Below are 25,684 nucleotides of genomic sequence, written 5' to 3'. Positions count from 1 at the left end.
TGTTGCCTCCTTAAATAATAAAAAGACAGCTATGCGCTGCCTTTACCAAAACCTTTAGTTTGTTTCATGAAATTTTCTCTACTTATGTAGTGTTTTTCTTCCTCAAATAAGTCGATATGTTTTCCCCAGCTTTCCATGTGTTTGGCTGCATCAGGTGAAACTGTCGCAAATAGGGTGGAGGTATCGTACTGTTTGAATTGACCTACTCTGTAGTAAGTCATGTATAACTGAAACAGAGTCATTTCATTTATATCTTTGTACAAATATCCAGTGTGAGTAGCAACACTGCTCATGATATCTGCCATATCAACCATATCTGAATCCTGACTTTTCACCCTTTTGCTGCGCTCGTTAGCTCGCTGTATCTCTGGGTTAGAGCTGATTTTCTCTTCTTTTAGACAAGACATTTTCAAGACTAGTTCCCGTAGGAATTCGAAATTTTCTGGTGTAAGTTTCTCTAAAATTTCAACGCCATTAAAAACTGTGCTAAATATTACTTCATATGCTTCTTTAAAATTCGGAAGGATACTTGTAATTTCAAATAAAGACAGTTTTTTAAGTTCAGCAATAAGACCATCTAACTGACCAAATTGATTATTTTCCTTTTTGCTGTAAGTATAAATAATCTCTTTCTTAGACATCTTAAACCAGCTGAGGTACGGAGTTAAAAATGCATATTCCTTAACTTTTATAAATCGACAATCGCCAAATTCTGTAGGAATTGGTTCGCCGGTTATAAAGAATTCACTATCAATCATTTCATTGCCCCAAAGGTATAAATTAATTTATATCCGAGGTAACCGTCAGGAGGATTAGTGATTAGCAGTCTTTTATAAGAGTTTGTCTTGCCAATACCAGCAAAATTTTGATTGAACAAGAGCTTATTTATCCTGTCATTAATCTTAAGATTTCTAAATTCAGTTTCTTCAAAGGTGTTAATGTGGGTGAAAACATCAATCATCAAGTCTTGATCAAGAAGCATTGCGCTTTGGTTGGATGGTTTTGGTAATGCATTCCCTAAATAAACACACATTCTACATAATGGTGAATCCGATAGATCATCTGTTTTAGGTGCTCGCTTGAATATGGTATTGATTATAGCGGGAGAGTCATTTGTGGAGTCATAATAATTTTCGAGTGATTGAACATCTGGATGAGAAGGGGAGAGAGGATCAGTTTTGTAATACAAGAGCCGATTCAGTTCAACATCATCCATAACTAATCTGAAGACTTTTGTCATCTGTTCAACAGTCATGCTCATGTCTTTTCACCAACTTTCTTTTTGGCAACCAATTTTATTGTTCCGTGGTCTCCGTAAACTTTAGAATAGTCTATATCATCGACTTGATAATCTTCGCCAAAGAAGGTGAGGGTAAGTCCGATTTTCAATTTTTTATGAACAAGATAGGGAATTGTAATGTTTGCTTGACCATCTGGAAGATTTACCGCCAATTCAGTGCCATTTATTGAAGTTGTCCTTTTGAATATGCAGGGAACTTCAGTTTTTACACCAGGTACTTTTTCATAAATTGGCTTACCAGTGATTTCGTTAATTTTGCCAGTATCGATTAGCTTGTCTTCTGAAGTAAGAAAAAATGAGGTGTTACAAAGTCTCATAGTAGCACTATCGTTCATTTTATTGTCTGTAGGTCTTGAATTAACAATCCAATAACTATCATCATATTTAATCAAGTCGCCTCGATTAAGCAATCCTAAAACGGTAAGCACTTTCTTAGTTTCACTGTCTTGGGTTGTTTGGATAATTACCTGTTGAGACTTATGATTGAGCTCAATATCATATGTTTCGGGTGAATTAGCTAGAATTTCTTTAAATATTTCATATTTGTTTGTATTAAATTCATCGTTTTCCCAGCCACTTAAATAATTCGAGGAGGAAGAAAGGTACCAATCTATTGACATCTAAGCACCTCACTCGAAATTATTGGTTTTAAGCTTACTAATTTTTTGATCAATATCATCACACAAGCTCTCATATGCTCTATTTACTTGTGCTTTTGTGTTTGCTAAGCCTGTTAATTGAATATCTCGTCCAATTACGTTATTCAACTTGAGAGCTCTATCTCTGTATCTGCCTAAATATCCTCTGTACATAAGCATTCCGAGTAATTGGGTTTGAGCTCTTGAAAGTGTGACATCAAACGTATTAGTTTCTTCATGGAAACCAAGATATGTAAGATCTGTTTCGTAATCGCTAATAGCATTAATCAAAAACTGTTTTTCAAGACCCTCCGGCAACACTTCGTTCGATTGAAACAAAGAATGAAAAACATTGATAATTTTTTCATAAGGCGTCATTAAATCACTCCTTATGATTCTGTATCAAACTTAAAACCAGTAAACTCTTCAATAAACTTGATCTTTTTATAGTCATTTACTTTTTCTTTCTTTGCAATTTCAAATAACTGAGCTTTTTCGGATTCTAGTTTGATATCTTTAGTTACATTTTCTTCGAATGTTTTCTGAGTTTTGTAAGCTAAAATCTGCTTGATTCTTTCAGGTGTGATCACTTCTTGCTCACTGTCATTTTCAGCAGCCTCAAACCCAAGGTGAACCCTAGTTTCTTTATCATCAATGAAAATTTTCGCATGAGACCCTTGCCCATCAGTGCCTACAAACATTTTAACATTATCAAAAACTTGAGACTGAACTTCACCTACTGTAATTTGACGAATGCCATTAGCAGGTAAACGGAAATCTCCATGGCTTTCTAATTTTTTGAAATATAAGTCCCACGAACACAAATTTTTAATAGCGATTTTCTTATCTAAATTAATTGACATAATACCCTCCATAATTTACTTAGGAGGGACAATGCCCTCCATAATGATTTTATTCAGGTGTGATTTCGAAATTTTCATCACGGATTAATCCGATTTGATATTCTTGCCCTTTAGCTACACCTGCACCGATTTCCATGTCAAATCGAGTAATTTCTGTACCAGACACGATATCGTTACCTGTCATAGAAGTTAATCCACCACGTTGGAATACTTGAAGAGGAGATTTTGCTCCTTGAGGAATGAAGAATAGAAGACCTTCAGGAAGGTAAGTTTTGAAGTTATCTCCAGTCTTGTTAAGTTCAGTGAGGTTGTATGCATTAGGTAATTCAACAACAGAAGAACCTTTATAAGTACTCAGTAAACCTGTCTTGCGGATTTCATCCATTACTGATTCAGGCAATTTTGTACTAGTCGCATCTCCGGCGACTGCTTGGAATCCAGCAAAATCATTTAACTGAGAAACAACAGAATAATCACCAACGATAGATGGTTGACCGAATCTACGAACCTTCTTAATAGTGTCATCAACTGCAGATTTTTGAATACCGGCATTTTCCGAGAAATATTTAACACCGGTAGCTGACTTAATGGCGTTGTACATTTCATTTACGACATAATACATAGCTTTATTCATCATATCGGTCTGAACTTGTTCCATACCTTCAGCAACTTTATCTAGGTTTCCACTTTGGATTTCACGGTAATTAACAGCATAGCCTGCTGAAATAGTCTGTGTTCCAATAGGGTATTCGTTCCAAGTTGTAGTAGCAAAAGGAACGTCTCCACGAGAAGCTTGGAAACCACTTCTAATTGATTCGTGTGCGTATGTAGTCATCATTGGTTGTTGATCATAACCGATTTGTCTAAAAGTACCCATGAAATCAAATAATTTAACAGCTGAAATAAGTTTAGGTTCAATTGCCAATCTAACAATTGTATTTATTTCAGCTTTTGCCACGGGGTTTCCTAGTACAGCTTGAGCTGCTAAATCTTTGACATGTTTCATAACTGTATCGGCTTTATTACCGAATTTAGAAATATCTTTTCCTGTTGCAATTGCAGAGAAGATCTCAATAATTGGCGATTTTGAATTTAACTTGGGATTAGCAAACACATCTGAATCCCGTTTTACGTTATTAAGTTCAATTTTCATAAGTTTTACCTCCAAAAGTTAGGGATTAGGCTTGTACTTTTAAGTACAGACCTTTACCACCGAATGTAGTTTTTTCAAGAACTTTAAGCTTAACTTTATAATCAGCAACATCTTCTCCAGCTTTAGTCCATTGACCAGTTCCATCACCTGCTGGGACAATAACATCGCCCACAATGAGAGCATCAAAACCTTGAACTGTATCTTGACTCAACTCAACTGGTAGGTCAGCCAAATCAGTTACACGGAAAGCACGAACGTATTCATCTTTCAATACTTTAAAATCAGCTTTGTTTCTAACCTCAGGTTTATCAATGATATTGCCAACAACATAAATGTCGCCCTTTGCTGCTGTAGCATCGGCAGGGGTAGGCGCCAGGCCAGTAGAGTCATCTGGTAACACAACCAAGCCAGGCACTAAATCTTTTGTTGCTTTACAACGCGGGTTATTTCGCACCTGTTTGAAGGCACCAATAGTTCCAAACTTGAACATATAAATTCCTCATTTCTATAAAAGTGTTATTTTATTTTAATAGAGATCATTAATAGATACTGAGCTTTCTTGTCCAGCATCATTAATTTCTGAAAAAATGTCTTTATCATTAGTGCTATTTGTTTCAGTTGATTGATTCTTTTGACGTTGTGCAATAAATGATTGAGCAATTGAAGAGTTAATTTCCGAGAGAATTTGTGTCTTTAGCTCAAGAGAAGGAGATTTGGAGAAGAGTTCTATTTTTTCTTTCGCGACCGATTTTTCTTTCTCTGTATATTTATTGAGATCTTGATTTAGTTCACTTTTTAGCTTTTCGTTTTCTGCGTTTTGTTTGAAATCTTTCAGTGAATTCAACTCGGCATCAGCTTTTTCTTTTTCTTCTTTTGCTTTTTTGATTTCTTTTTCTTTCTCCTCAACTTTTGCTTTCTCATCTTTAGCTGCTTTTACTGCAGCATTTAACTCCTCATCTTTTTTCTTAAGCGCCTCATTAAGTTCAGCCACTTTTGTTTCAAGTGCTTTATTCTCAATGTTTAGCTTATTATTCAATTCAACTAATGCTTCATCTTGTGTTTTTGCCATTGACTGTTCCTCCTTGTGATTATTATTTAGTTCCAGTAAGACAGCAGCATCATCAGCTGGATCAATTCCGAGAATTGCGTCGCCGGTGAAATCAAATCTCATAGGTATACGACCTTTTTCTTTATACCCACCGTCATACTCAATTGAAGAGCTGCCTTCAACTGCAGAAATTTCTACTGAGGTCTCAGGGAATTCGCCATCAAACATTTTCGATTTAAGCCATTGTACAAACTTAGGGTACCTTTGGTTGTAAATAAAACCTTCACCAATTAACACTCTTTTTTGTTGACCATTTACTTCTATAGTGTCGATATATCCATTGGTTGTAACACCAACTACAGTGCTGTTTTCAAACAGGGGAGTCCCATCTTTAATTTCTGTCATGCCATGGCCAAATGGTTCACTGTTTTCACAATCAATAAATTCTACACACAGCGGCATATCCTTAATGGAATTTAAGTTTGCATTAACGTATTTTTCGATCCAGGTAATACCGTTTTTATTGTATTGGGCATTGTTTTCATGTATTTCAAGAACAACCCACTTTACAAAGGTTCGTCCACTTACTTTTCGTTGATTATTAATCTCTAAGATTGCACTTCTCAAATATTAATTCACCTCCCTTCATGAGCCAGAGGGCGTACCATTACTGTTATTTGTTTTGGACTTAATGGTGTTCTCGTTTTGAGAACTATCGTCTTCAGGACGACCAGCAGACTTATCATTCTTACTCATGGTGTAGGAAGTTGCATGAACAGGGAACTTCTCATCGAATCCTTCTTCTTTTTCATATTCCATTAATGACAAGTAGGCATCAGGATTCCACCCAGTAGCTGCTATCCAAGCAGTTAAACTTCCTCGACCACTCGTGTACAAGTCCTTCATATTTTGGACTTTTTCTTTACGGTTAACGTGGGTAAGGGGGAGATAGTAAACTTCAACATAAGACTTGGGATTTTTAATGATATTTGCATTAATGACTTTGTTAAACTCACTAGAGATCTGTTCTAACCAGGAGAAAATTTGTGAGGACACCATTTCAATGTTTGTAGATTGAGAGGAATAATTTCCGTCTTGACCATTTAACGCTGAACCTGCAAAACCTAAGTTAGTTGATATTCGTTTTATTAATTCATCTTCACCTTTGACTTTAAGGAAATCAACGTTTGTCTCAAGCTTGTCTAGCTTAGTGCCTGAGGCCAAAGAGAAGAATTTTATCCCTTTGACAGCGCCTTTAGAAACTAAGGCATTTTTGATGCTGTTGTGCTGTTGCTCTTGTTGCTTTTGCGTTAAGGAAGAAACACCTTTCTTTTCACCTTCGGGCAATGTTTGATAAATTAATGTACTGTTCAAATCATCAAGAATGTTTCTTTTTGTATCAACAAAATAATCGTCATAAACCATATCAACAAATGCAGCTAGTCCAATCGGTCGTCCCCATTGATCTTCCAAATCAGCGCTGCCTTTAACGGTGATCGTCTTATTGTTGTCTAATACGAGCCAACGTTTATTGAGATCTTTTTTGTACTCAACATAACCTTGTCTAAATTCCTTTGGCCACCTTTTAAGTTTTAAAGATCTCCCTTTGCTTGTGAATTGATCAAAGTAGGATACATCAAAAGCCACCAAATATGAAGAGTTTTTTCTCCCGACAATTTTGCAGTAATCGATAGGGAGAGGGAGGATAGAACAATTGAACTCTTTTGTATCGTTGATTTCAGATATTGAATCAACTTCATAATCACTAAGTGTTTTAGGAAAGTTCTCAGCTGCAACTGATTCGAAATAATGGAAAGATGTGCCGTAAAGACTTAATTTTCTAAGTGAATCTCGAACAATATTTTTGTCATTTATTTTTCTTAATGCGATTCCATATGTTCGTTTGTCCAATTTTAATTGATCATGATCATTTGAGTTCCCGTAGACAACTCTGTCTAGGGTAGGGAGAGAAACCATGTAGTCAATTACATTCCTGTAAATACCATTTGAATTATAAAGAAATTTTGAGGCATTTCGAATTTGTTTGTTATAAAGATTGTGATTATTAAGCCAAGTTTTCACTCGATCATATGAAACTGAAGTATTTGAGGTATTGAAGAATAGCGAATCCAGGTTTGATAAATCAGTATTATATTCATAGGACGGCTCTTTTTGGGTATCCATTTTTCACCTCCTGATTAAAAAATTCAATTAAAAAAGAACCCAAATGAATATTCTTCATCGGATTCCTCTTTCTCTAAAAATTGAGCAATGTAATATAAGGCGTAAGCAATCGCACTGTATCTGTCTTTATCGATACGTTTTACAACCTGTTCTACAGTAAAAGAATTTTGGTTTTTCTTGATCCGTAGGTTGGCCACTTCGTCAATAAACAACTGAGTTTGAATACATGCTGCTTCAACCATAACATCGTCTGCAATGTCTTTTTGGTTTTTGATATCTTCGAAAGCTTTGAGTAACTTTAACTTCCCCGATTCAACATAGTCTAAAAACTGGGTGATAATATCCTGGTTTATACCTTGTGATTTTAGATTGTAAACGACTTCAGGTGAATTAGGCACGTCTGGTTTTTGATCAGTGTTAATTGTAGCCCAACATCCAAGCTCTTCATTTGTTTCAGGATCAGTAACATCTTCTAATAATCGGTCGATTAATCCACCGCCGACTCCATTACCATCAACAACAACAGCTTTTACTCTAGAGAGTGAGAGGTCTTGGTTTCCGCCATAATTTTTAAAGACTCTTTTCACCATGATGGATTGTTCCTTAAAGCTTAATCCATTAGGTGGTTCAATGATATTAACTACTTGAACTTGTCTAATAAGGTTGTTACTATTCCTAATAATTTTTAAAACAATAATAGCCGTTTTGTTGTTTGACTCAGCTGCAGAACGTGCAACGTCTACACCAATAACATACTCATTAAGCAAAAAGTTTTTGTTTTTATCCCGAGGACAAGATAGCTCTGGTTGTGTAATAGTTCTGGCTTTAATTAATTTACTAATGTTGATTAAAGCTCCGTCACTTGCACCAATCCAATCACAAAGGTAGTTTTGTCGAAAGCGGGTAACGTTTCCTTGTCTGGCTTTATTAATCGTGGACATTTTTTGACGACCAAAGTGGATAGGAATTCTCCAATCAGATCCAAACACAAAGGAGCCTTTCAAGTCACCAGTTTCTTTAACCATAGTAAGAATCTTTTCGTATTCATCAGAGTTTTTGTATCCTGATGTTGAAAAACGGTTTATTTGACCATTTAATTCTGCAGGATCAATTTCACCAGTCATTGTAGTTCGTGGAATATTGAATATTGGTTCAATGGCATCATCATAGAGATCTTTATCGATTAATGCAGATTCTTCAAGAGAGCCACGTCTTCTACGTAATCCCTTTGAAGATTGGGCATTGGCTAGGTTATCGATAATTGCGCCATTTTGAAATTCAACTCTTCCAGTATCTTTGGAAAAACTTTCGCTTTTGATTTCATCTGCAATAGAAGGATAGAACCTTAAAATTTCATCATGTTTTTCTTTCCAAATTTTAACCGCAGATTCTTTGGTTGAAGCGGTTATTGCTAATGTGACATTTGGGAAGCAGATTGCTGTATGGTACGCAACCATGATTTGAGTGAGGGTTTTTGATCCGCCGCGAGGAATACAGAAGTAATTTTGAGGGAAGCGACTTAGGGTTCTCATCATAACTCTTTGGTATAAATCAAGTTCGATTCCACCAACTTCGGGTTTTAACATGTCGTAGAAAATATCAGGATAAAAACGAATGAAGGAGGTGAATTCTGCCCATTTTGAAATGTTTTTCTGTATTAAGTTAGAGCTATCATTGGGATTTACTGGAGTTTCAAAAGAGGATTCATAAATATCTGTTCGATTTTTTGTATGTTTATTGTTCTTAGAGGTGAAGTTTTTGTAGCTTGCCATTATTCTTCATCCCCAGTGTCGTAAAGTGGCTCTTTATACACATCTTCTAAGTCACGGAAAACGTTGTTTCGTGCTTTTTTCAAGTTTTCAATTTCTTCTGTAGTTAGCCCCTTTGATTTGAAATCTTCTTCGAGCATCTCATCGTAAAAATGATATATGTCTTTATAAGCTACTTTTTCTTTATCCTCTAGTCTTCTGTAATAATTGATTATGGCCCAAATGATTAAATCAGCATCATCGTAAGGTTGAGCGGTTAGGCGGGGAAGGAGAGGGATGATGCCTAATTCAGTTTCAACTGCTTCGAAGAGTTGTGACAGCACATCCACACCGCCACTAATATCGCTTTTGCTTAACTGAGAAACGTTGATCTTTGCGTCAGTAGCTGCTTTTGAAGCCATTTGACCCCACTCTTTAGCTTCCTTTACTTCACCCTTAGCTGTAGCTAATTCCTCTTTGACACGAAAGCGAATATAGGAGAGTAATCCCTCAGTATGGAGAGCGGTTTTTTCTCCATAATTTCGAATGAGTTTGTTGTACTTCCTTTCAAACTGGTGGTATTCATCGGGTGTATAACCAATTCCCCATTTATCAATTATTTCATCTGAGACTTGTTCTACTGAATCACGCTGAGTTTCGGCAGCAATAGCTTTTTCTTGTTGTTCTAGAATACTGTCCTTCCAACCAGTTCCATTAAACTGCTTTAGAGAATTTGCCATTGTCATATATGCACTAAATGTGTCAGTTTTTCTTTGAACTGCTTGCTCCCAGTATAAAGGATCAAATTTGACATCGATTTGCTGTAAGACAGTGTATACAGAGTCCATGTTGCTGTAATCAATATTTTTCTTGAGACAAGATTTACAAATTGGTACTTTTCCTATTTTTTCGTAAAGCTTGCTGCGGGAATTATAAAAGCCAGAATCTTTGTCTTTTTCCTTTTGACATGCAGCACATAACAGTTTTTCTTTTTCTTTAGGTTTCCGACCCACCATTTCACCTCCATAAAGTTGATGTAAACACATTTTATGAAACGCCCAGTAATAGAGCGGAAGGGGAGTACCGCAATCATCGCTGGGCGTTCTAAAAAGGTGTTTATTTGGATAAAATTAAAGTTTTATCAATAGTGAATTTTAAAAAATTCTTTATCTACTGGGTTCACTTTAAAAATCAAGTCTAAACCCGATACTTCTCCGTTAACACCTTTTAATTCAGCTCTAGAAATAATTTCTACATTGTTAAATTCTAAGGTAACTCTATGGGCCTCTGATGACTCAGGGCGAGAACCGACAGTTTCAGCCAACAGTTTGAATTCATGCTTAGGTGTCTCAGTTAAAACAGAAATATATTGTTTCTTTCCCAACTTTGATTCAAAGGAGGTAGGAGCTTTATAATCACCTAAAAATTTAAGCACCTCAAAATTTAGCAGAGCATTCTTTGCAAAAATCAAATACGTTTCATGTTCATCACTATAAAAAATTTCAACATCTTGAAGTGTTGTTAAATCAACTAAAGATTCCTCAGTTTTTCTATCATACAAGTGAAGGTTATACACTTCATGCATTGCTAAATCCAAGCAGGTTCCTCCTTTAGTTTTTATTTTTAAAACGAATAATGTATGTAGCTTCAACACCGTCATCATTAAATACCATAAACTTTTGAGACGGTTTCGTACCAAAGCGACCCTGCATAGCATAATCATCAGCGCCAACAAGCGCTCCGTTTACAACAACTGTTGTGCTGCTATATTCTTTTTCATAGTTGTGATGAATATGACCACCAAATATGTAAGAAGGGATATAGCCAAGTAATTGAGGTAGGCGGGTTACGCATTGATCAACACGATCATAGTGACCGTGGACAAACACGACTTTATGATTGTTGATTTTAGCGGGGATAAAGCCATCTTGTTCCGGTTCAATTGAAATGTTTTTAATATCTCTTAATCTAGCTTCGAGATACCAATTAATGAGGTATTCAAAGTTTTCTTTAATCCCGACATCATTTTTAGAAGGGGAGAGGCGACCGTGATTGCCTGCTACGTTGTAGAACTTAACTTCTTGAAACTCACTTGCCAACATCGTTAAAACCTCAGCAAGCGTTTCTGATACATATTTAATTTGTTCTACAGCATCTTCATTAGCCTGAACTCTCGTTGAAACATGTATAAGACCTCCAATTAAATCGCCAAGATTTGCAACGTGTAATGTGGAGACATGATTCTTCTTTCCATACTCAATTACTTTGTTTGTGAGATGCTCAACTCGTTCATCGAATATTTTTTTATTGAACTTATTGATGCGGTTATCGATTTCCATTCCGAAGTGCCAGTCACTGAATAAAGCAAGCCCATGCTTTTCAGCAGCTGCAGGGAGGGGGTAAGTGAAACGAAGAGGTCTTTTGGATTCTAAATTAACAATAGCTTGGACTACGTCATCCTTGATTTTCTCAAAGCGAGCTTGATTCGCTATACTTTTTCTGTATTCTCTTTTTTGATCACGAGTTCTAATCTTTTCCTTTTCAGATTGAAGTCGCACTTCTTCGTATTTCCTTAGAATTTCTTCATCCAAATTCTTGGACATTATGTAATCATTCCATCGTTCATATTGCTTATAATCCTTGCGCCATTTACTCTCATCATAATTTGTACCTTGATCTTTGTTTAAGAGAGCGGCAATGGTTTTAGTATCAATGTGATAAGTATCTTTATTTTTAAAAAGTCGGATGTGGTAGTCGGTAAAGGATTCTTCCTTTTCACGGTGCAACACAGGGTTTAAAATAGCTGTCATTTAGTCACCGCCTACTCAGAGAGTCCTTCAGTTTCTTGAGGCACAACTTCACTGTCGCTTTTTAAAGTGAAATCAATCGGTTCTGTTTTGCTTTCAATTTCTCTTAAGTACTTAGATAATGAGTGGATATGTATCCCATCATTTTTATACTCAATAATTTGATCTTCATCAACGTTCACAGTGCATTTTTTAAAAGAATATTCTTTCTTACCTTTAGCCAAGACGATTCCTCCAATTATTTGTTTTATTTACGTACAATAAGCTCCTTCGGAAGCCCGATGATCCGAAGCATCGGTAACATCCGAGAAGGGGATATAAAGGAGATGAAAGATAAGTCGGATAGGCGTTGGGGAAACGCCCGAAGGAGATTATTGATAGCTTACGTACCGGAAGGCTCCTAAGTACATTCCGGCTGATCGATAAAGTAAAACGCAAGCACAAAAAGACCTCCGCCGTAAGGTGCGGAAGCCTTTTTCTGACTGCTTTCAGATTGAGAAAGAATGCGTATAGCATTAATCCTCCAACTAATGGAATATTTGAATTAGGTCATAACCCTCGTCTTCCAACGGTTTTAATTAACCCATCTCACCTACATCAGTAACTCACGTAGGAACGTAAGCCTTCGGATTGACAGGGAAATCTGAAAATAACAAAAGACGTCATAATGACGTCTTCAGGAACTCCTTGTACAGCATGGCACATGAGTTAAATTATTGGAACAACAGAGAACAGAGTATATTTTTGATTAAAATATCACTAATAAAGGTTTGCGTCCGTAAACTCGTAAATCTCGTAATTCGTAAGCTGTAAAACGTAATCCGTCTCCAACCTAGGAAATAAATGAGTTTTGGTATTACAGTTTAGATACGCTCTAAACTAAAGCGGCTTTCTACTTCTCTGTTGTCCAAGCTGGGCAGTTTTACACCCAGCTATCAAGATAAAAGTGATTTTACCCTCATAGCTAAGTTAAAACCTTAGCTTTTATAAATACTTATCTGCAGCTTCAAACTCAATTTCATAATTATGATTAGCTTTTTCAATAGAGTTTGAAAGACGATTAGCCATTCTTTCTAACTTTAATCCTTTAGCTTGCATTTTATCAGGATCAAACAAGGCTTCACGATAACTAATAACATCAGAATAAGAATTTACTCGTTCAGTTTTCTGAGAACGACCGTAGCTTTTGAGTTTATTCGCTTCGCCTCTAAGTTGCTGTGCTAATTCAAGCGCTTCTGTGATCGATAATTCCTTTTCATCCCACAAAACTTTTGCATCCAGGTTGGCTTTAGCTATTAGTACTACCAATTCACGATAATCTTTTTTAGTCGATTCTAGCTCAGCTGTGATTTGGTCTACAGTTTTTGTTGGTTTTGTATATTTTTCATCCTTATCATGCTCAACATATGCAACACTATCTCGTTCCTGTAAAAGTTCCTGAATACGTTTTGAGATTGCATTTCTTAAAGGTAAAGCTTCAAATAAAGCGATTTTTGACATTTATTATCTTCTCCTTTAGACATACATCTTTTATATTCTAATAGATTCTTAAATAAATTGCCAATAAAACAAATTTTATCCTTAGTTTTAATCAAAACATTTGAAAAGGTAAGACCCATATAACCCTTTTCAGAGACATTCCTGTCTTTTCTTGTCAGGTCACACACCTTATCTACATACAATGCGTGTAGATCGCCAGTCTCTTATTTTGCACAGTTTTCTCTGACCCGTGTAAGGAGGTATGTGCATGGGAAAGATAAGTCTCCATTCAGAATGAAGGAGAAGTAGCGAATAAATAGCGAATATGTTGTTAATTGGAATTTGAGGTAAGGAAGACGCATCTGCCTTACCTAAGTGTAAGCCGAAGCAGTACACCGCAATTAATATTCAGGCTACATGTCACCCATAGTAAGACTGTGATGGGATTCACCCTACATATAAAAAACTTGAGTAGCATAGGTCTTACCGACATGTTTAGCCCGATAATAGTCATTTACCTGTCTCCTTTAGATACAGACATCCGAGTTAACCTCGCACCCTCATAAATGACTATTATCCGACTAACTGCAATGACCAACCGCAGTTTGTGTCAGAATGATACAGAAAATAGGGGGAGTAGATATTGTTTAATCAAGAAAAGCTAGTCCACACACAGGAGAGGAATCTCCACTAATGTTCATTCAAATTAGTCTGTGCCTCCATAAATGAACATTAGTGGAGAACTGATATCCCATATATCAGTAATCAACTTGTTAATTGACAACACCCCCATGTTGGCAATCAAATAATCTCTATTAACACCTGGAGTGAATGCGGGGGAGGATTTGCACCTCCCATGACAGTATGGTCTAGGGACGTCTGCACCATTTAACTGACCAGTATTGACTCATGAATCGATTGATCCAAGCCTAGATTGTGCGTCTACCTATTCCGCCACCGTATTTATTAGGTGAAGAGAGGGGAGAGGTGCTAATCCCTCATTAACTGATTATTTAGCTTTGACTGCGTCTTTAAGTGCTTTTGCCGCCTTAAATGCAGGTGCTTTTGTAGCCGGAATATCAATTTCCTCTCCTGTCTGGGGATTTCTCCCTTTACGAGCTGCACGTTCACGAACTTCAAATGTTCCGAAACCAGGAATACTTACTTTTTCTCCACTTTTTAATGCCTCTGAAATAGTGTCAAAGACTTTTTCGACACTGGGAGCTCCTTCTTTTTTAGATACCCCTTGTTTTTCTGCCACTTTAGCGATTAGTTCTGTTTTATTCATAATCAATTTCCTCCTAAGTAATTTTAAATTTATTCTAAATGAACAATAAAGATTGTCTTTTATATAGACGGGGGGAAACGTACTAGCCCTTTTATGTGGAAATTAGCTTTCTGTCTCCCTTATGACGATTATCTCCAAAAGTGCTCTCAACACAGTAGCACCAAGGGATAAAGGCACTTTTTTGTTGTGGTTTTTTTCGGTAAAATCGCTGTATCCCTTGGGGGAGTAAGGCTCAAGGCACTTTCTATTTTCCTAAATGATAATATTGTTTGTTTTGTTTGTTCTTTATTATTTTCGAACACTTAGAACAATACTTAGATTTATTTGAGACAGACTTATACATCTTTCCACAATTAATACAAGCTTTATGTTTTGTAAAGTTATTGCGGATATTTTCTAAAATTATGTTACCAAAGCACTCCCATAGAGTAGTTTTGAACTTGCTTTTCTTTTTATATAGATGCTTGACTAAAACATCAGCAACATATTGCTCGTCATCATGAATCTTCAACAGTCTGTCTTTAATAATCTTATAGACATAAAGTTTTTGTCCAGGTTTAAATTCCTCATCATTCATGAGCCATTTCTTATTCTGGTCTAATCGTTTGTAATCACTTATTATCGCATCGTCCACTTTAATCTCCTTGTTCTTAAGCAGGAAACGATAATCGAACTTTCCTGCAACAGCTGCGAAATTAATTCGGTCGGATGGGATAATTGAGTCTAACTTATTTACTGTACTTTCATTAATCAATTCTACGCTATGTTCTTTTTTATCCTTTGCATTGATGAAGAAGTGGGGCACTTTATTTTTTATGTAATCTTTGATTTTCTCATCAACATGATCAGGGCGGGTGGGCATGAATAAGGTTTTTGCAAAATCGATAGTAAAGTTATTCTCCATACATAACCACTTGACCACGTCCAGGTTTATATTGTCACTGTTCCATATCTTAGTGATGTTGTTACTGTACTCCCCGATATTGATCCCATAAGCAAGAGTTAGTGCTTCATAGATGTTTCTGCTATTAATCTCTTGTTTCTGGGCTACAGACATTTCATAATACAAAGGAACGATGTTCTCCATATTACGCTTGGCAATATTGACGATTAGCTCATCAGAAATAATTAAGGCCTTATCCCCGTCATTGTCAAACTGCAGCAGCTTGGATATCGGATCATGAATACTGGTATAAACACCTGGGGTAATAAACCACTTTTCAAATTCCTCATCTTTTTTGTTCCACCTAACTCCATGTTCTCTGTATAGGTGAGGGGAGCGGAGGATATCAATATGCCCTTCATCATATAAAGAACAATAAACATTGCTGCTGGTGAGAAGTCCTTTTGGATTCTCAATTCCAAGAAACAGTCTTTCACAAAAAGCATATAGATCTGGGCACAAATACGTATAACGAGCGTCACTGACAAGTAATTTTCCTGATTTGGCGTCCTTAATCATACTCTTCTTCTTATTCTTAATGATTTCTTTGGTGTGATCATCATTTAACAGCTCTGGGTATATTAGTAGAGCTTCTTGAAGGCTTGTCTTATGTTTATTTTTCTCGGTAGCTCCTAAAACTTTCATCATGGTTTCTTTATCAGTGCCTAATTGAGTAATCTCTCTAACAGTCTTTGAGCTGATTTGTTTCAATTCCTCATCTGTGATATCAGTGAGTGTTTGTAGCATCTGGTAAGTCAGTTTTCCCTCAACAGAAGGATCTTCTTCATTTAATTTAGCGCCTAGGCATCCATACTTTTTGAATTTGTGGCGATAGTCATCCCATGAATCATAGTACTTCCACATCTTAAACTGACTTTTCGTAAAAATTATTTGGATATCATCTTTAAAAATGTCCCATTCTTTACCGTAGACGTCTTTAACTGTAAATGAACTGTGTTTTTCAGCAAACTTCCTAAAATCAAATGGAACTAGTAGACCCTTATCCCAAGGTAATCTGACCATAAAGCTTTTCTGGCTCAAACTAGGAAGCATCATTCCACAACCATCTGTATGTTCTATAGGAATATCCATAATCTTACGAGTGATTTCATATGTATCACGGTCAATGTAATCAACCAGGCTGGAAACGTTTGTTTCTAAGTCATTTACGACAATTGCTTTATCAATATCAATTTCCCATGGACTGCTGGCACTATTCGATAAGGCCATGTAGCTATTCCATTTGTTTATGCTACTCCCACCTTGAGCATTGATTTGCTCCACACTAAGACCACAAGTTAAAGCATTTTGATACTTATCTAAGGTGCTTTGCTTGATAAAACAAGACTTTTTGGTTCGTATTTGACCGGCACTGCTAGTGAAATAAACGTATTTCTCATTGTTATGTATGAATCCTTTATCTATAATGTCCCTTAAAATTTGAAAATGATAAGTTTGGACGACAATAATCTCTTCAGAGAGTGTGTTTTCTTTGATTCCCAATGTCCGTGTTAAGACTGAATCAAATAATGCAATCACATTATTATCTTTCAGGGAATCTGTTCTAAGGGTTCTTATTTGATTATGATTGTTAAAGGCGTTATAAAGATTTTCTTTTAAGGAAATAATCCTTTGCGTTATGTACTTCTTATGTTTTTTATCAATATTTTCGAGTTTTTTAAGATGATCTCTGTACCTAATGGATTTTAAAATCTTGTTATGTAATTTGTTTTCTTGATCATTATAAAAAGCAGAAGTATCAATACTGTAAATATGTACTTGCTTATTTAGACCGTCTTTTTTTCCTTTCAATAAATTCTCCCCTTGTAAATTAATAAAATATTTTATTTTTATCCTTAATAACTACTATTTAAATATTGAGACACTAAATTTCTGTATGTATGACTTTTTTTATTAACTGTTCCGTACCACAAATAGTCTTGATAAAGGTTTTCTTCTTCTGGTGTTGCTGTTTCATTAATAACTTTAGTTTCAAGAAAACCAATTAAGTTACTAAACATATACTGTTTTTTCATTTAATCACCTCCATAAGTAATATTATTTTTATTCTAAATAAAACTAATAAAAATCCCTGTGTTTAGCAGGTGACTTGATTATATATTTTATTTTTATTCTTGTAAACATTAATTTCAAAAATTTTTAATTTCGAGATGTATTATCGAAACTAATAGGCGATATAAGCGTATTAAGTTTATTAATAAAAAGGGGAAGAAGATTATGAAAAATAGAAAGAAATACTACATGATTATGTTGCCGTCACTAGTCTTAGCTATTTTAATATCTTACATGCTTCCAACTGAGCAAAAGTATTGGGGGCTGTCTGTCATCATAATTGGATGGGTGGTTTACTACTTTATTAAGCAAACAAATAAGAAAAAGGGGTAATTAAATGTTCTCACTGGAAGACTATATCAAAACAGTTAAGCAAAATCTCGGCCAACACACAGCTTTATTAACAAGGGAAATCAAAAAAACAATCAACTACAATTTTTATATTGATATTGATTTAGTGGACTACATGGCCTTTATTGATCCAACAAGATTTGAGATATCAATAAGAATGTTTTCAATGGATAAAGAGGCAAGTGAAGTGTTTTATGAAGGAGAAGACAAAACAATTTTTTCAGGGAGCACTCAAGTTATACCTGATATTAAATATTTTCAACTATCTAGGGAGAATAAAAAGGAATTTGATGAGTTTTATGAAAACAACGATATTGAAATAGAAAGGGAAGAACATAAAGCATTCACAGAGTGGTTTTATGAGTGTTGGAAAGCAGCTCAAGGTCATAAAATGAACTTGCCTTCATACTTTGTTATTCATGATCATTATAAATCATTGGATTTACGGGCAAATAAATGGATATCAGATGATGAAAAGTGGGAATAGACACAAGAAAAGGTGGTGATCGAATTAAGATCACCTTTTTTATTTTGGATTTGGTTTGCATATCGTAATGTTATTTGCACGAAAAACATGCTTATCGTAAAAATTTATAAAGGGCTAAAAAAGACAGTAAACATAAGGATATTTGATACTTTAATTAGTGAACAGGGGGCAAACGATCGTAAAACGTAAGTGAGAGTAGGGGAAAGAAGTCGTTTTAAGGAGAAATTGATGAAAAAGGAGAAATTTGAAGAGTGAAAAACATTGATAATATAGATTTTTACGATAGCGATTACGATGTGAAAAAGGACGATTTAATGTGGAATTGGGAAAATGTAAATTTGGATAGGGTGTGGAAATGGAAGTGCTATGGGCACATTCGTTCCCTTGTTTTTGCCATTAGATGTAAATATACCCCCTATATACTGACAGTGAAAACCCCATATAATATACCTTATGTAGGGAATTCCTTAAATCTGTTTATTCAACACATCTCTAACATAATTCCAGGACAAACACAAGAATAAATTTTAAAAAAATATATTGAATGTGAGTTTTAAAATGAACAACCATTCATTAAAAATAATCGTATTTATAACGAATCCGAGGGAATCGAAGACATATTTATTCTTATCCACTTATATTACTATATCATATCTTCATATATAACCCTTGTATTTACTGACCATCTCAGCCTTGAAAGGTAGTCAGCAACTTGTCTTTAACTAAGGCTCTCTTTTTTAAATCAACATCTCCTTCTGTAAACAGTTTGTTTCTACACTGTTAACAATTAAAGAAACCTTTAGTTTCTTCCGATATATTTTATGAAACTTTTTGCTTCTTTTTGTTTACGAAACTATTTGCTTATATAATAATTGTCAAAGTGAGGAACCTACTATGTTTGGAGAACGTTTAAAAAAATGCCGTACCTCCAAAGGATATAGCCAGCAACGGATGGCGGATTTCTTAGGAATTACGAGACAGGGATATGGGAAATATGAAATTGGTAAGGCTGAACCTGATTTAAAAACCCTTACTAAATTAAGCAATATATTAGGAGTATCTACTGACTTTTTTTTAAAAGGCACACATCCACAATTTGATCTCGATGAGATCTTAAATGATCCAGAGACTTTAATTGCTGGATGTAATGGAATGATCTCGGAAGAGCAAGCTAAAGAGTTACTGTATTATCTTTTAAAAAAAGAGTTCGACGAACATTAGTAGCTCTTCTTAATTCTTTAATTCTTCTGGTAAAACATTTGTTTAATAAAAAGAAAACTAAGTGTAAAGTTAAAGTTTTGACACCCTCAAAAAACATAGATATACCAAGGGTTCAGGACGGCTTTATACTGTAAAACAAACTGTTTAACATCCATTAAGTTAAATGAAAGAAAAGAAAAAATAACTGGAGTAAAAAGGGGAAATAAAATTGTTTAAAAAATTGGGGATTTTACTATTAATCACTTCACTGATATTGCTCGCAGCTTGCAAAAATAGTGAAGAGTCTTCTTCATCATCAGAAGACACAATAAACAATGCAACTGATACCAACACATCAGAAAGCCAAGACATCTCAGTTAATGGTCCTGAAAAAGTTGGGGATGTTTATGAAATTGATGGTGGTACAGCTAAAGTAATAGCCATCAGCAATAAAGAAACCACTGTGAAAACTGGCCCGATGCAATTTACTGTAAAAAAAGTAATTGCCGCTGTTGCCAACGAACAACTACCTTTTATTGATGTTCAAATTGAATCAGAAAATACATCTGACGAAGTAGTTCGTTTCAGACCAAGTCTAGCACAATTAGCAACAAGCACTGGGGTACAAATCGATGAGCCATCTTTGTTGGAAAGTGACAGGCTTATCGACGAGTACGTGGGAAAAGTAAATGATAGTGGATCCATCATTTATGTTTTTGATAACGAAGAGGATATAAAAGATTTAGATTCAATTCGGCTGAGAATCTCTGCTCCATTTAGTGAAGACTTAAAGAATTTAGGTGACAAGCTAGACTTAAAAATTAACTTAGAGCATTAAAGAAAAGCCCTATTTTGGGGCTTTTCTTTAGAAAACAAAACTGAACATAAGTTTGTGTTTTGTTAGTAGGAGGCTTTACCTTGTATCATTTATCACTTCTAAAGGAAAGAATACGGAAAAATTACACCGGCATCGGTATTACAGTGCCTGGTTCATGGGACTTGGAACTAATTGCAGATAGGTTAAAAATAATAGTTCATTACAAAAACCGTTCATCTGCAACAAAACTGCTAGGAATGGCTTGCATTATTCTTGATTCACGAATATACAATAAAAGCATCTTATTAAATAAATCAACCCCATCATACATTCCACCTAATCATACTTACACGCTCTCAGAATCAATATAACGTCTTTCTAATCCATCCTATATTCATCCCAATATCATTTGCTATCCCAACATCTAAATAAGCACACAGACGAATCCAACCATCATCACATTCACCAACAAAATATAATTATTTAGAGTAAAAATAAAATGACTCTATAGGTTAACTATGTTATAATAGAGTCATAGGAAAGGAGGTGTACATAGTGCTTGAGAAAGTGGGTATCATAGTTGCTTTCCTCATATCTTTAACGGTTCTTACAATCAACAGTCTAACAATAGTTGAGAAGATAAGAAACCTAAAGAATGGGGCAAGCAAAAAGAAAAAGCGTATACGCAAGCGACTCCGTAGCAAGAGACAACGCAAACGTATACGCAGATGAGTACCAAGCTAAAGGGGAATGAACTTCTCCTTTAGTTCTACCCATATTATAACATGATCAAGCACATTGTAAACATGAAACGATTCTCTTTATGGTTTACCCATATCACATTCATTGGCTTATTCTTAATGTTTCAACTCATTAAGGATTACTTCAGCAGCGAAGCACAAACACTAATCAACACAATATTTGTAGTCACATGTATCATTGCCATACTGTTATGGATCATCTATTTTGTATTTCTTAAACTAAGAAACAAGTCACACTAATCATATAGGCCTCATGGTATAATTAAATCATTGAGGTGAGATGAGTGGAGAAAAAATTCCTGGATGCTATTCGGCAGCTTGCTAAGGAATTAGAAATGCTCAAGAAAGATATTGACTCCATCAAGAAAACAACTGACAGAATTGATTCAGACCTTTTAGAGTACAGAGAAGAGATAAGCAAAGTTAAACAACATGAACCTTGAACACACCAGTTAAATATCAAACTGTAAATAAGGAGCGGTAAACATTTATCGTTCCTTTATTTTAATTAAATCAAAAGGAGATGCTAAATGAATAAAGTTAAAGTAGTTGATTCCATAATGGGATCTGGTAAGACATCAGCAGCTATTAACTACATGAACAACGCTAACCCAGAAGATAACTTTATATTTGTCACACCTTATCTTAATGAGGTTGAGCGGATAAAGAAAAGTGTAACCAACAGACAAATGTATGAACCTAAAGTAAGAACAAAAGGGGATAAGACTCAATATAAATTTGAATCACTTCATGAACTCTTATCACAGAATAAAAACATTGTTGCAACCCATAACTTATTTAAGAACGCAAACGATGAAACAAAAGAGCTTATCCTTTCAGGTAACTATACTTTAATATTAGATGAGGTTATGGAAGTAGTTGAGCAGCTACAAGTGAAGACACATGATCTTACAACACTATTTGATTCTAATCTTATCTATGTTGAAGATGGATTTGTTAAATGGAACGAAGATAAAAGGGGTTATGAGACACGTTACAATGACATTAGAGATATGGCATTGAACAATAATCTTGTGTATTTTAAAGACAGTATATTGATTTGGAACTTTCCAGCTGAGGTATTCAAATTGTTTAAAGAGGTTTACATATTAACTTACATGTTTGATGCTCAGATACAAAGGTATTACTATGATGTGAATGGAATTGCTTATGAAAAATATGTGTCATCCTACATAGATGGGGAATACCGGTTCACTCAATACAATAAGGACTTTGAGAACAACGTTAAGGAAATGATCCGTAATAAGATTAAAATATATGAAGGTAACTTAAATGCTGTTGGCCAGTTAGATTATTCATTGTCGTCAACCTGGTATAAAGATAAGTCACCTTATACAATCAAGAAGGTAAAGAATAATGTATTCAATTACTTTAACAACATTGTTAAGTCATCAAGTGATGAAGCAATGTGGACGACCTATTCAGAACATAAGAATAAAATAAAAGGTAATGGATATACAAAAGGTTTTGTTTCCTGCAATGCACGTGCTACAAATGAATTTAAACATAAGAAACATTTAGCTTATACAATAAACAGATACGTTAATACAATCCTTTATAGTTACTTTAAGAATAAATATAATATTGAAATTGATCAGGATTTATTTGCTTTATCTGAATTAGTACAGTGGATATGGAGATCAGGTATAAGAGATGGTAAAGAAATAACATTATTCCTTCCATCTTTAAGGATGAGGAAACTGCTTTTAGAATGGTTAAATGAATAGGTTAATAGAACAAACCTCTTAAACCTTGAAAAAAAGTCAGTCATATCAAGGGTTTCAGAGCCTAAGTCTTTAGGGAAAGGGTATAAAAATAAATTTTAAAAAAGGGAGAACATTTTAAGTACATACGTCCGTAAAGAAGGGCGCTTTACGTCCGGTTTTGTTCAGCAAGCTGAACGAAAACTTATATAAATTCATTAGAATAAAAATAAAATAACCGTTGGTAATTTATAATGATCATGTTATACTTAAAACAAGTTAAGGGAATAAGACTTTATTACATAAATTTAGAATAAAAATAATATCGCTTGATGAATGGAGAGGTTAAAGATGATGTTAATTAAACAAAAAGGAAACAGATACTATAGATATAGCTGGGCTCAAATGAGAAGTTTCCCAATTAAAAAAGTTGAAGCATTAGAACTAATCGAAAATGGTGAAGCTGAGTTAGTTGAAAGCTTTATTACAGATCCTGCACCTCAGCCAATTACAGAAGAAACAAAGCAAGTAGATGAAGTACAAGAAGAAGTTAAATCTACAAAAGTAGTAAGCATAAAATCAATGAGAGAGGCAAAAAAAGAAAAAGAAAATTTTGCAAAAGCAAAGATCATTTTGTGGAAAGAGTATTACCAAAACTTAATCTTACTGATATGAAAAAGTTAACGGAACTTTCATTTAAAAAAGACAGTGAAGGGTTCCAAGAAGAAATTATGAGAATCATTCTGAGACTGAATATTGAAGAAAAAACATTGGGATGCTTACAAGGAGGACAAAATACATGAGTATTGCGCCTCCTTATGATGAGTGTCAGAGTAGGTTCAGATACTATATGCTATCTCAAGGAATAAAGCCAGGTGATGAATATAAAATTTATGAATACATGATATGGATCAATACAATGGCTATAAGATATAAGAAATTAATAAACGAGAAAATTACCACACCAATTAGACAAGATGATTTTACTAGCTTTATAGAAGAACAGGTTGAGGTTGTTTAAATAAAATGCATATTTTAAATAGAATACGGATAGTGAAAGCTGCACAGAACAAATTGGAGATGGTCATGATTGATCTTCAAGAAGACAGGTTCATTAAATAATCGCATAGAATTAGGGACAGAGAATTAAAAGAAAAGAAGCAGGTTTGGAACTCTATGGGGAATGACCTCCTTAGTGAAGGAATTGCAAAAGTAATGAAGAACTTAAATAATAGACTTTAAAATTTGAGAAAATAATTAGGTGATAAATTTGGAAAATATAGCTCTTGAATCCTCCTTTTTAGAGTACGATATTAATGAACCGATTAAAATCTATACCGGCCACTTTACAATTGAAGTTGCTGATGATTTTTTTGAAATCTTGGGAGAAGTTAAAATTGCATTTTTACCAAAAGCTAGACTAATATTTGAAGGAGCCATTTCAGGCAATCTTAGCAAGCTTTTCGAATTTGAAAAGGCAATGAAAAGTAATAATATGATGATTAATGTACCTGGATTTATGAAATCTGAAGTTCTTATTTCAGGTATAACAGACGGAAGTAAAGGGAACAAAGTATCAGGAATACTAAAACGATCTATTTTAACCTCAGCTGAAACTAAAGTGAATAGAATGGAATTCACGGTGGTTAACTTCGTGAATGATTTAGGTAGAAGGATTGTGCATGGAAGGTTTAAATTTTCAGGGAGAACAAAATTAAAATATAAAGATTGGGAAATAATTTTGGATAAGCGATATGACTATTCAAACAAAAAAATCTTTGATAGATTAAAAAATTCGGGCGGATACTTAATAACACATGTGGGATATTTAAAAAGAGTGGATGATAAATTATTTGATACTAAAGAAGTAGAACCACTCATTTCAGGGCTTTATTGGTTATTATCCTTTTCAGCAGGTAGACATGTTGCTATCCCTACATTGGAAGGATACCACAACGAGGAGGTAATATGGAGTAAATACCAAGTTCCATTAATAGATGGCTGGACTAATAATATTACTTGGTTTCCAAAACAAAAATCTCCATCCTTAGAACATTTATTTCCAAAGGTGATTGAGAAGCAAGAAGATCCTTTTTGGAATAAAGTTTTATGGGAAGTGTTGAGTTGGTACTCCCAAGCACATTCATCAAGTATAGTAGAAAACAAGGTGGTATCTGTTCAGGTTGCATTGGAAACATTGGCGTGGGTGTATCTTATTGTAGAAAGAAAATCCAATATTAGTAAATCAAAATATAAGTATATGAATGCAGCAGAGAAATTTAGAGAAATATTATCTAGATTTTCAATTGACTTATCAATACCAAAACTCTTTATTGACATTAAGGATAATTATGACGATGGCCCACACCTTTTTACTGTATTTAGGAATAAGATAGTCCACCCTACAAGGGAACTTGATTTTGACAATCCGATAGATAAGCTCCATGTACTTTATCTTGGTGTTTGGTATCTTGAATTACTAACACTTGGAATATTGGGATATGAAGGAAGTTATGTAAACCGTTTAAAGGTACCTATAATAGAAGGAGTATATGAACTTGTCCCTTGGAAAACAAGAGACAATTAAAAATGTCTTTATAAGGATTTACAGTCAGTTGGCGAGAAAAATTTCTCAGAGTTGCCCTACAAAAAACATTTGCTTTGACTAAGTATCTATGTTGTAAGAAGTTAAAAAGGTTTAAACGGTTTTCGATTTAGATCACGAATAAGAACGATAAAACGAACTTAGATTTATGCATTATTGACCAAGTCTTATCTTGGTCTTTTTTATGTATCAGTTGATTACTATAAGGTATCAAT

Annotated in this window: 27 protein-coding genes and 1 pseudogene; 10 read left to right on the top strand and 18 right to left on the bottom strand. The window is 34.7% G+C overall.

What is annotated here, in order from left to right; genetic code table 11:
* Positions 1 to 29 precede the first annotated feature (29 nt).
* The 18 genes from AC0C66_RS03370 to AC0C66_RS03285 all read right to left on the bottom strand — a co-directional run bounded on the left by AC0C66_RS03370 (position 30) and on the right by AC0C66_RS03285 (position 17,487).
* Positions 30 to 758, bottom strand: a complete 729-nt coding sequence (locus AC0C66_RS03370; protein ID WP_326243135.1) for a hypothetical protein — start codon at positions 756 to 758, stop codon at positions 30 to 32.
* Entirely contained in the window at positions 755 to 1,261 is a 507-nt protein-coding gene (locus tag AC0C66_RS03365; protein WP_041352945.1) for a hypothetical protein, read from the bottom strand. The genes AC0C66_RS03370 and AC0C66_RS03365 overlap by 4 nt, the downstream gene beginning before the upstream one ends.
* Entirely contained in the window at positions 1,258 to 1,920 is a 663-nt protein-coding gene (locus AC0C66_RS03360; protein ID WP_326243134.1) for a hypothetical protein, read from the bottom strand. Before AC0C66_RS03360 ends, AC0C66_RS03365 begins: the two co-directional genes overlap by 4 nt.
* A 9-nt stretch (positions 1,921 to 1,929) precedes the next feature.
* Positions 1,930 to 2,316, bottom strand: a complete 387-nt coding sequence (locus tag AC0C66_RS03355) for a hypothetical protein (RefSeq protein ID WP_472973494.1) — start codon at positions 2,314 to 2,316, stop codon at positions 1,930 to 1,932.
* A gap of 11 nt (positions 2,317 to 2,327) precedes the next feature.
* The gene (locus AC0C66_RS03350) at positions 2,328 to 2,801 is read right to left on the bottom strand and encodes a hypothetical protein (protein WP_017696877.1); all 474 of its coding nucleotides are present in this window, start codon (positions 2,799 to 2,801) and stop codon (positions 2,328 to 2,330) included.
* A 49-nt stretch (positions 2,802 to 2,850) separates the two neighbouring features.
* On the bottom strand, positions 2,851 to 3,954 hold the full coding sequence (locus tag AC0C66_RS03345) for a hypothetical protein (RefSeq protein WP_017696876.1): 1,104 nt from the start codon (positions 3,952 to 3,954) through the stop codon (positions 2,851 to 2,853).
* 25 nt (positions 3,955 to 3,979) lie between these two features.
* Positions 3,980 to 4,444 carry a hypothetical protein gene (locus tag AC0C66_RS03340; protein ID WP_032721631.1) on the bottom strand — a complete coding sequence of 155 codons (465 nt, stop codon included), beginning with the start codon at positions 4,442 to 4,444 and terminating at the stop codon, positions 3,980 to 3,982.
* A gap of 36 nt (positions 4,445 to 4,480) precedes the next feature.
* The gene (locus AC0C66_RS03335) at positions 4,481 to 5,629 is read right to left on the bottom strand and encodes a hypothetical protein (protein WP_219144904.1); all 1,149 of its coding nucleotides are present in this window, start codon (positions 5,627 to 5,629) and stop codon (positions 4,481 to 4,483) included.
* Positions 5,630 to 5,647: 18 nt separating this feature from the next.
* Positions 5,648 to 7,186 (bottom strand): hypothetical protein, encoded by a 1,539-nt coding sequence (locus AC0C66_RS03330; protein WP_119996891.1) that lies wholly within the window; start codon positions 7,184 to 7,186, stop codon positions 5,648 to 5,650.
* 23 nt (positions 7,187 to 7,209) lie between these two features.
* Complete coding sequence (locus tag AC0C66_RS03325) at positions 7,210 to 8,958, bottom strand: hypothetical protein (protein WP_032721637.1); 1,749 nt, start codon at positions 8,956 to 8,958, stop codon at positions 7,210 to 7,212.
* On the bottom strand, positions 8,958 to 9,950 hold the full coding sequence (locus AC0C66_RS03320; protein ID WP_250540177.1) for a hypothetical protein: 993 nt from the start codon (positions 9,948 to 9,950) through the stop codon (positions 8,958 to 8,960). The genes AC0C66_RS03325 and AC0C66_RS03320 overlap by 1 nt, the downstream gene beginning before the upstream one ends.
* A 125-nt stretch (positions 9,951 to 10,075) precedes the next feature.
* Positions 10,076 to 10,531 (bottom strand): hypothetical protein, encoded by a 456-nt coding sequence (locus AC0C66_RS03315; RefSeq protein ID WP_041336998.1) that lies wholly within the window; start codon positions 10,529 to 10,531, stop codon positions 10,076 to 10,078.
* A gap of 13 nt (positions 10,532 to 10,544) precedes the next feature.
* Positions 10,545 to 11,744 (bottom strand): hypothetical protein, encoded by a 1,200-nt coding sequence (locus AC0C66_RS03310; RefSeq protein ID WP_326243133.1) that lies wholly within the window; start codon positions 11,742 to 11,744, stop codon positions 10,545 to 10,547.
* An 11-nt stretch (positions 11,745 to 11,755) separates the two neighbouring features.
* Positions 11,756 to 11,965 carry a YonK family protein gene (locus AC0C66_RS03305; protein WP_068947519.1) on the bottom strand — a complete coding sequence of 70 codons (210 nt, stop codon included), beginning with the start codon at positions 11,963 to 11,965 and terminating at the stop codon, positions 11,756 to 11,758.
* Between the two features lie 760 nt (positions 11,966 to 12,725).
* A complete protein-coding gene (locus tag AC0C66_RS03300; protein ID WP_068947520.1) occupies positions 12,726 to 13,241 on the bottom strand; it encodes a hypothetical protein in 516 nt (171 codons plus the stop codon).
* A 988-nt stretch (positions 13,242 to 14,229) separates the two neighbouring features.
* A complete protein-coding gene (gene hupN / locus AC0C66_RS03295; RefSeq protein ID WP_326216552.1) occupies positions 14,230 to 14,508 on the bottom strand; it encodes an HU-related DNA-binding protein HupN in 279 nt (92 codons plus the stop codon).
* A gap of 244 nt (positions 14,509 to 14,752) precedes the next feature.
* Complete coding sequence (locus AC0C66_RS03290) at positions 14,753 to 17,263, bottom strand: hypothetical protein (RefSeq protein ID WP_472973493.1); 2,511 nt, start codon at positions 17,261 to 17,263, stop codon at positions 14,753 to 14,755.
* A gap of 44 nt (positions 17,264 to 17,307) precedes the next feature.
* The gene (locus AC0C66_RS03285) at positions 17,308 to 17,487 is read right to left on the bottom strand and encodes a hypothetical protein (RefSeq protein WP_064814709.1); all 180 of its coding nucleotides are present in this window, start codon (positions 17,485 to 17,487) and stop codon (positions 17,308 to 17,310) included.
* 374 nt (positions 17,488 to 17,861) lie between these two features.
* On the opposite strand from AC0C66_RS03285, the gene AC0C66_RS03280 reads away from it, so the two are divergent.
* The 10 genes and pseudogenes from AC0C66_RS03280 (at position 17,862) to AC0C66_RS03235 (ending at position 25,451) form a co-directional block, all read left to right on the top strand.
* Positions 17,862 to 18,362: a hypothetical protein gene (locus AC0C66_RS03280; protein ID WP_268400775.1), complete on the top strand. Its 501-nt coding sequence runs from the start codon at positions 17,862 to 17,864 to the stop codon at positions 18,360 to 18,362.
* Positions 18,363 to 19,256: 894 nt separating this feature from the next.
* On the top strand, positions 19,257 to 19,583 hold the full coding sequence (locus AC0C66_RS03275; RefSeq protein ID WP_326243131.1) for a helix-turn-helix domain-containing protein: 327 nt from the start codon (positions 19,257 to 19,259) through the stop codon (positions 19,581 to 19,583).
* A gap of 202 nt (positions 19,584 to 19,785) precedes the next feature.
* Positions 19,786 to 20,400, top strand: coding sequence for a hypothetical protein (locus AC0C66_RS03270; protein WP_326243212.1), 615 nt, complete (start codon positions 19,786 to 19,788; stop codon positions 20,398 to 20,400).
* Positions 20,401 to 20,934: 534 nt separating this feature from the next.
* Entirely contained in the window at positions 20,935 to 21,111 is a 177-nt protein-coding gene (yonT, locus tag AC0C66_RS03265) for a type I TA system toxin YonT (protein ID WP_120028258.1), read from the top strand.
* A gap of 18 nt (positions 21,112 to 21,129) precedes the next feature.
* Positions 21,130 to 21,380 (top strand): annotated as a pseudogene (locus AC0C66_RS03260) (hypothetical protein).
* Positions 21,381 to 21,424: 44 nt separating this feature from the next.
* Positions 21,425 to 21,583 (top strand): hypothetical protein, encoded by a 159-nt coding sequence (locus AC0C66_RS03255; RefSeq protein ID WP_069684683.1) that lies wholly within the window; start codon positions 21,425 to 21,427, stop codon positions 21,581 to 21,583.
* An 87-nt stretch (positions 21,584 to 21,670) separates the two neighbouring features.
* Positions 21,671 to 22,888 (top strand): hypothetical protein, encoded by a 1,218-nt coding sequence (locus AC0C66_RS03250; protein WP_326243130.1) that lies wholly within the window; start codon positions 21,671 to 21,673, stop codon positions 22,886 to 22,888.
* 327 nt (positions 22,889 to 23,215) lie between these two features.
* Positions 23,216 to 23,539, top strand: coding sequence for a hypothetical protein (locus AC0C66_RS03245; RefSeq protein WP_472973492.1), 324 nt, complete (start codon positions 23,216 to 23,218; stop codon positions 23,537 to 23,539).
* Between the two features lie 124 nt (positions 23,540 to 23,663).
* A complete protein-coding gene (locus AC0C66_RS03240; RefSeq protein ID WP_326243128.1) occupies positions 23,664 to 23,885 on the top strand; it encodes a hypothetical protein in 222 nt (73 codons plus the stop codon).
* A gap of 249 nt (positions 23,886 to 24,134) precedes the next feature.
* Complete coding sequence (locus tag AC0C66_RS03235) at positions 24,135 to 25,451, top strand: YopA family protein (protein WP_326243127.1); 1,317 nt, start codon at positions 24,135 to 24,137, stop codon at positions 25,449 to 25,451.
* Positions 25,452 to 25,684 lie beyond the last annotated feature (233 nt).

This window comes from Bacillus sp. VA13, from assembly GCF_055710085.1.
Note: the sequence above shows the minus strand (reverse complement) of the source record. Positions and strands in the feature narration are given on the sequence as shown.

What these genes read in the sequence shown, in the direction of transcription:
- AC0C66_RS03370 (WP_326243135.1), bottom strand. Translation starts at nt 758, where the DNA reads ATGATTGATAGTGAATTCTTTATAACCGGCGAACCAATTCCTACAGAA.
- AC0C66_RS03365 (WP_041352945.1), bottom strand. Translation starts at nt 1,261, where the DNA reads ATGAGCATGACTGTTGAACAGATGACAAAAGTCTTCAGATTAGTTATG.
- AC0C66_RS03360 (WP_326243134.1), bottom strand. Translation starts at nt 1,920, where the DNA reads ATGTCAATAGATTGGTACCTTTCTTCCTCCTCGAATTATTTAAGTGGC.
- AC0C66_RS03355 (WP_472973494.1), bottom strand. Translation starts at nt 2,316, where the DNA reads ATGACGCCTTATGAAAAAATTATCAATGTTTTTCATTCTTTGTTTCAA.
- AC0C66_RS03350 (WP_017696877.1), bottom strand. Translation starts at nt 2,801, where the DNA reads ATGTCAATTAATTTAGATAAGAAAATCGCTATTAAAAATTTGTGTTCG.
- AC0C66_RS03345 (WP_017696876.1), bottom strand. Translation starts at nt 3,954, where the DNA reads ATGAAAATTGAACTTAATAACGTAAAACGGGATTCAGATGTGTTTGCT.
- AC0C66_RS03340 (WP_032721631.1), bottom strand. Translation starts at nt 4,444, where the DNA reads ATGTTCAAGTTTGGAACTATTGGTGCCTTCAAACAGGTGCGAAATAAC.
- AC0C66_RS03330 (WP_119996891.1), bottom strand. Translation starts at nt 7,186, where the DNA reads ATGGATACCCAAAAAGAGCCGTCCTATGAATATAATACTGATTTATCA.
- AC0C66_RS03325 (WP_032721637.1), bottom strand. Translation starts at nt 8,958, where the DNA reads ATGGCAAGCTACAAAAACTTCACCTCTAAGAACAATAAACATACAAAA.
- AC0C66_RS03320 (WP_250540177.1), bottom strand. Translation starts at nt 9,950, where the DNA reads ATGGTGGGTCGGAAACCTAAAGAAAAAGAAAAACTGTTATGTGCTGCA.
- AC0C66_RS03310 (WP_326243133.1), bottom strand. Translation starts at nt 11,744, where the DNA reads ATGACAGCTATTTTAAACCCTGTGTTGCACCGTGAAAAGGAAGAATCC.
- AC0C66_RS03300 (WP_068947520.1), bottom strand. Translation starts at nt 13,241, where the DNA reads ATGTCAAAAATCGCTTTATTTGAAGCTTTACCTTTAAGAAATGCAATC.
- hupN (WP_326216552.1), bottom strand. Translation starts at nt 14,508, where the DNA reads ATGAATAAAACAGAACTAATCGCTAAAGTGGCAGAAAAACAAGGGGTA.
- AC0C66_RS03285 (WP_064814709.1), bottom strand. Translation starts at nt 17,487, where the DNA reads ATGAAAAAACAGTATATGTTTAGTAACTTAATTGGTTTTCTTGAAACT.
- AC0C66_RS03280 (WP_268400775.1), top strand. Translation starts at nt 17,862, where the DNA reads ATGTTCTCACTGGAAGACTATATCAAAACAGTTAAGCAAAATCTCGGC.
- AC0C66_RS03275 (WP_326243131.1), top strand. Translation starts at nt 19,257, where the DNA reads ATGTTTGGAGAACGTTTAAAAAAATGCCGTACCTCCAAAGGATATAGC.
- AC0C66_RS03250 (WP_326243130.1), top strand. Translation starts at nt 21,671, where the DNA reads ATGAATAAAGTTAAAGTAGTTGATTCCATAATGGGATCTGGTAAGACA.
- AC0C66_RS03245 (WP_472973492.1), top strand. Translation starts at nt 23,216, where the DNA reads ATGATGTTAATTAAACAAAAAGGAAACAGATACTATAGATATAGCTGG.
- AC0C66_RS03240 (WP_326243128.1), top strand. Translation starts at nt 23,664, where the DNA reads ATGAGTATTGCGCCTCCTTATGATGAGTGTCAGAGTAGGTTCAGATAC.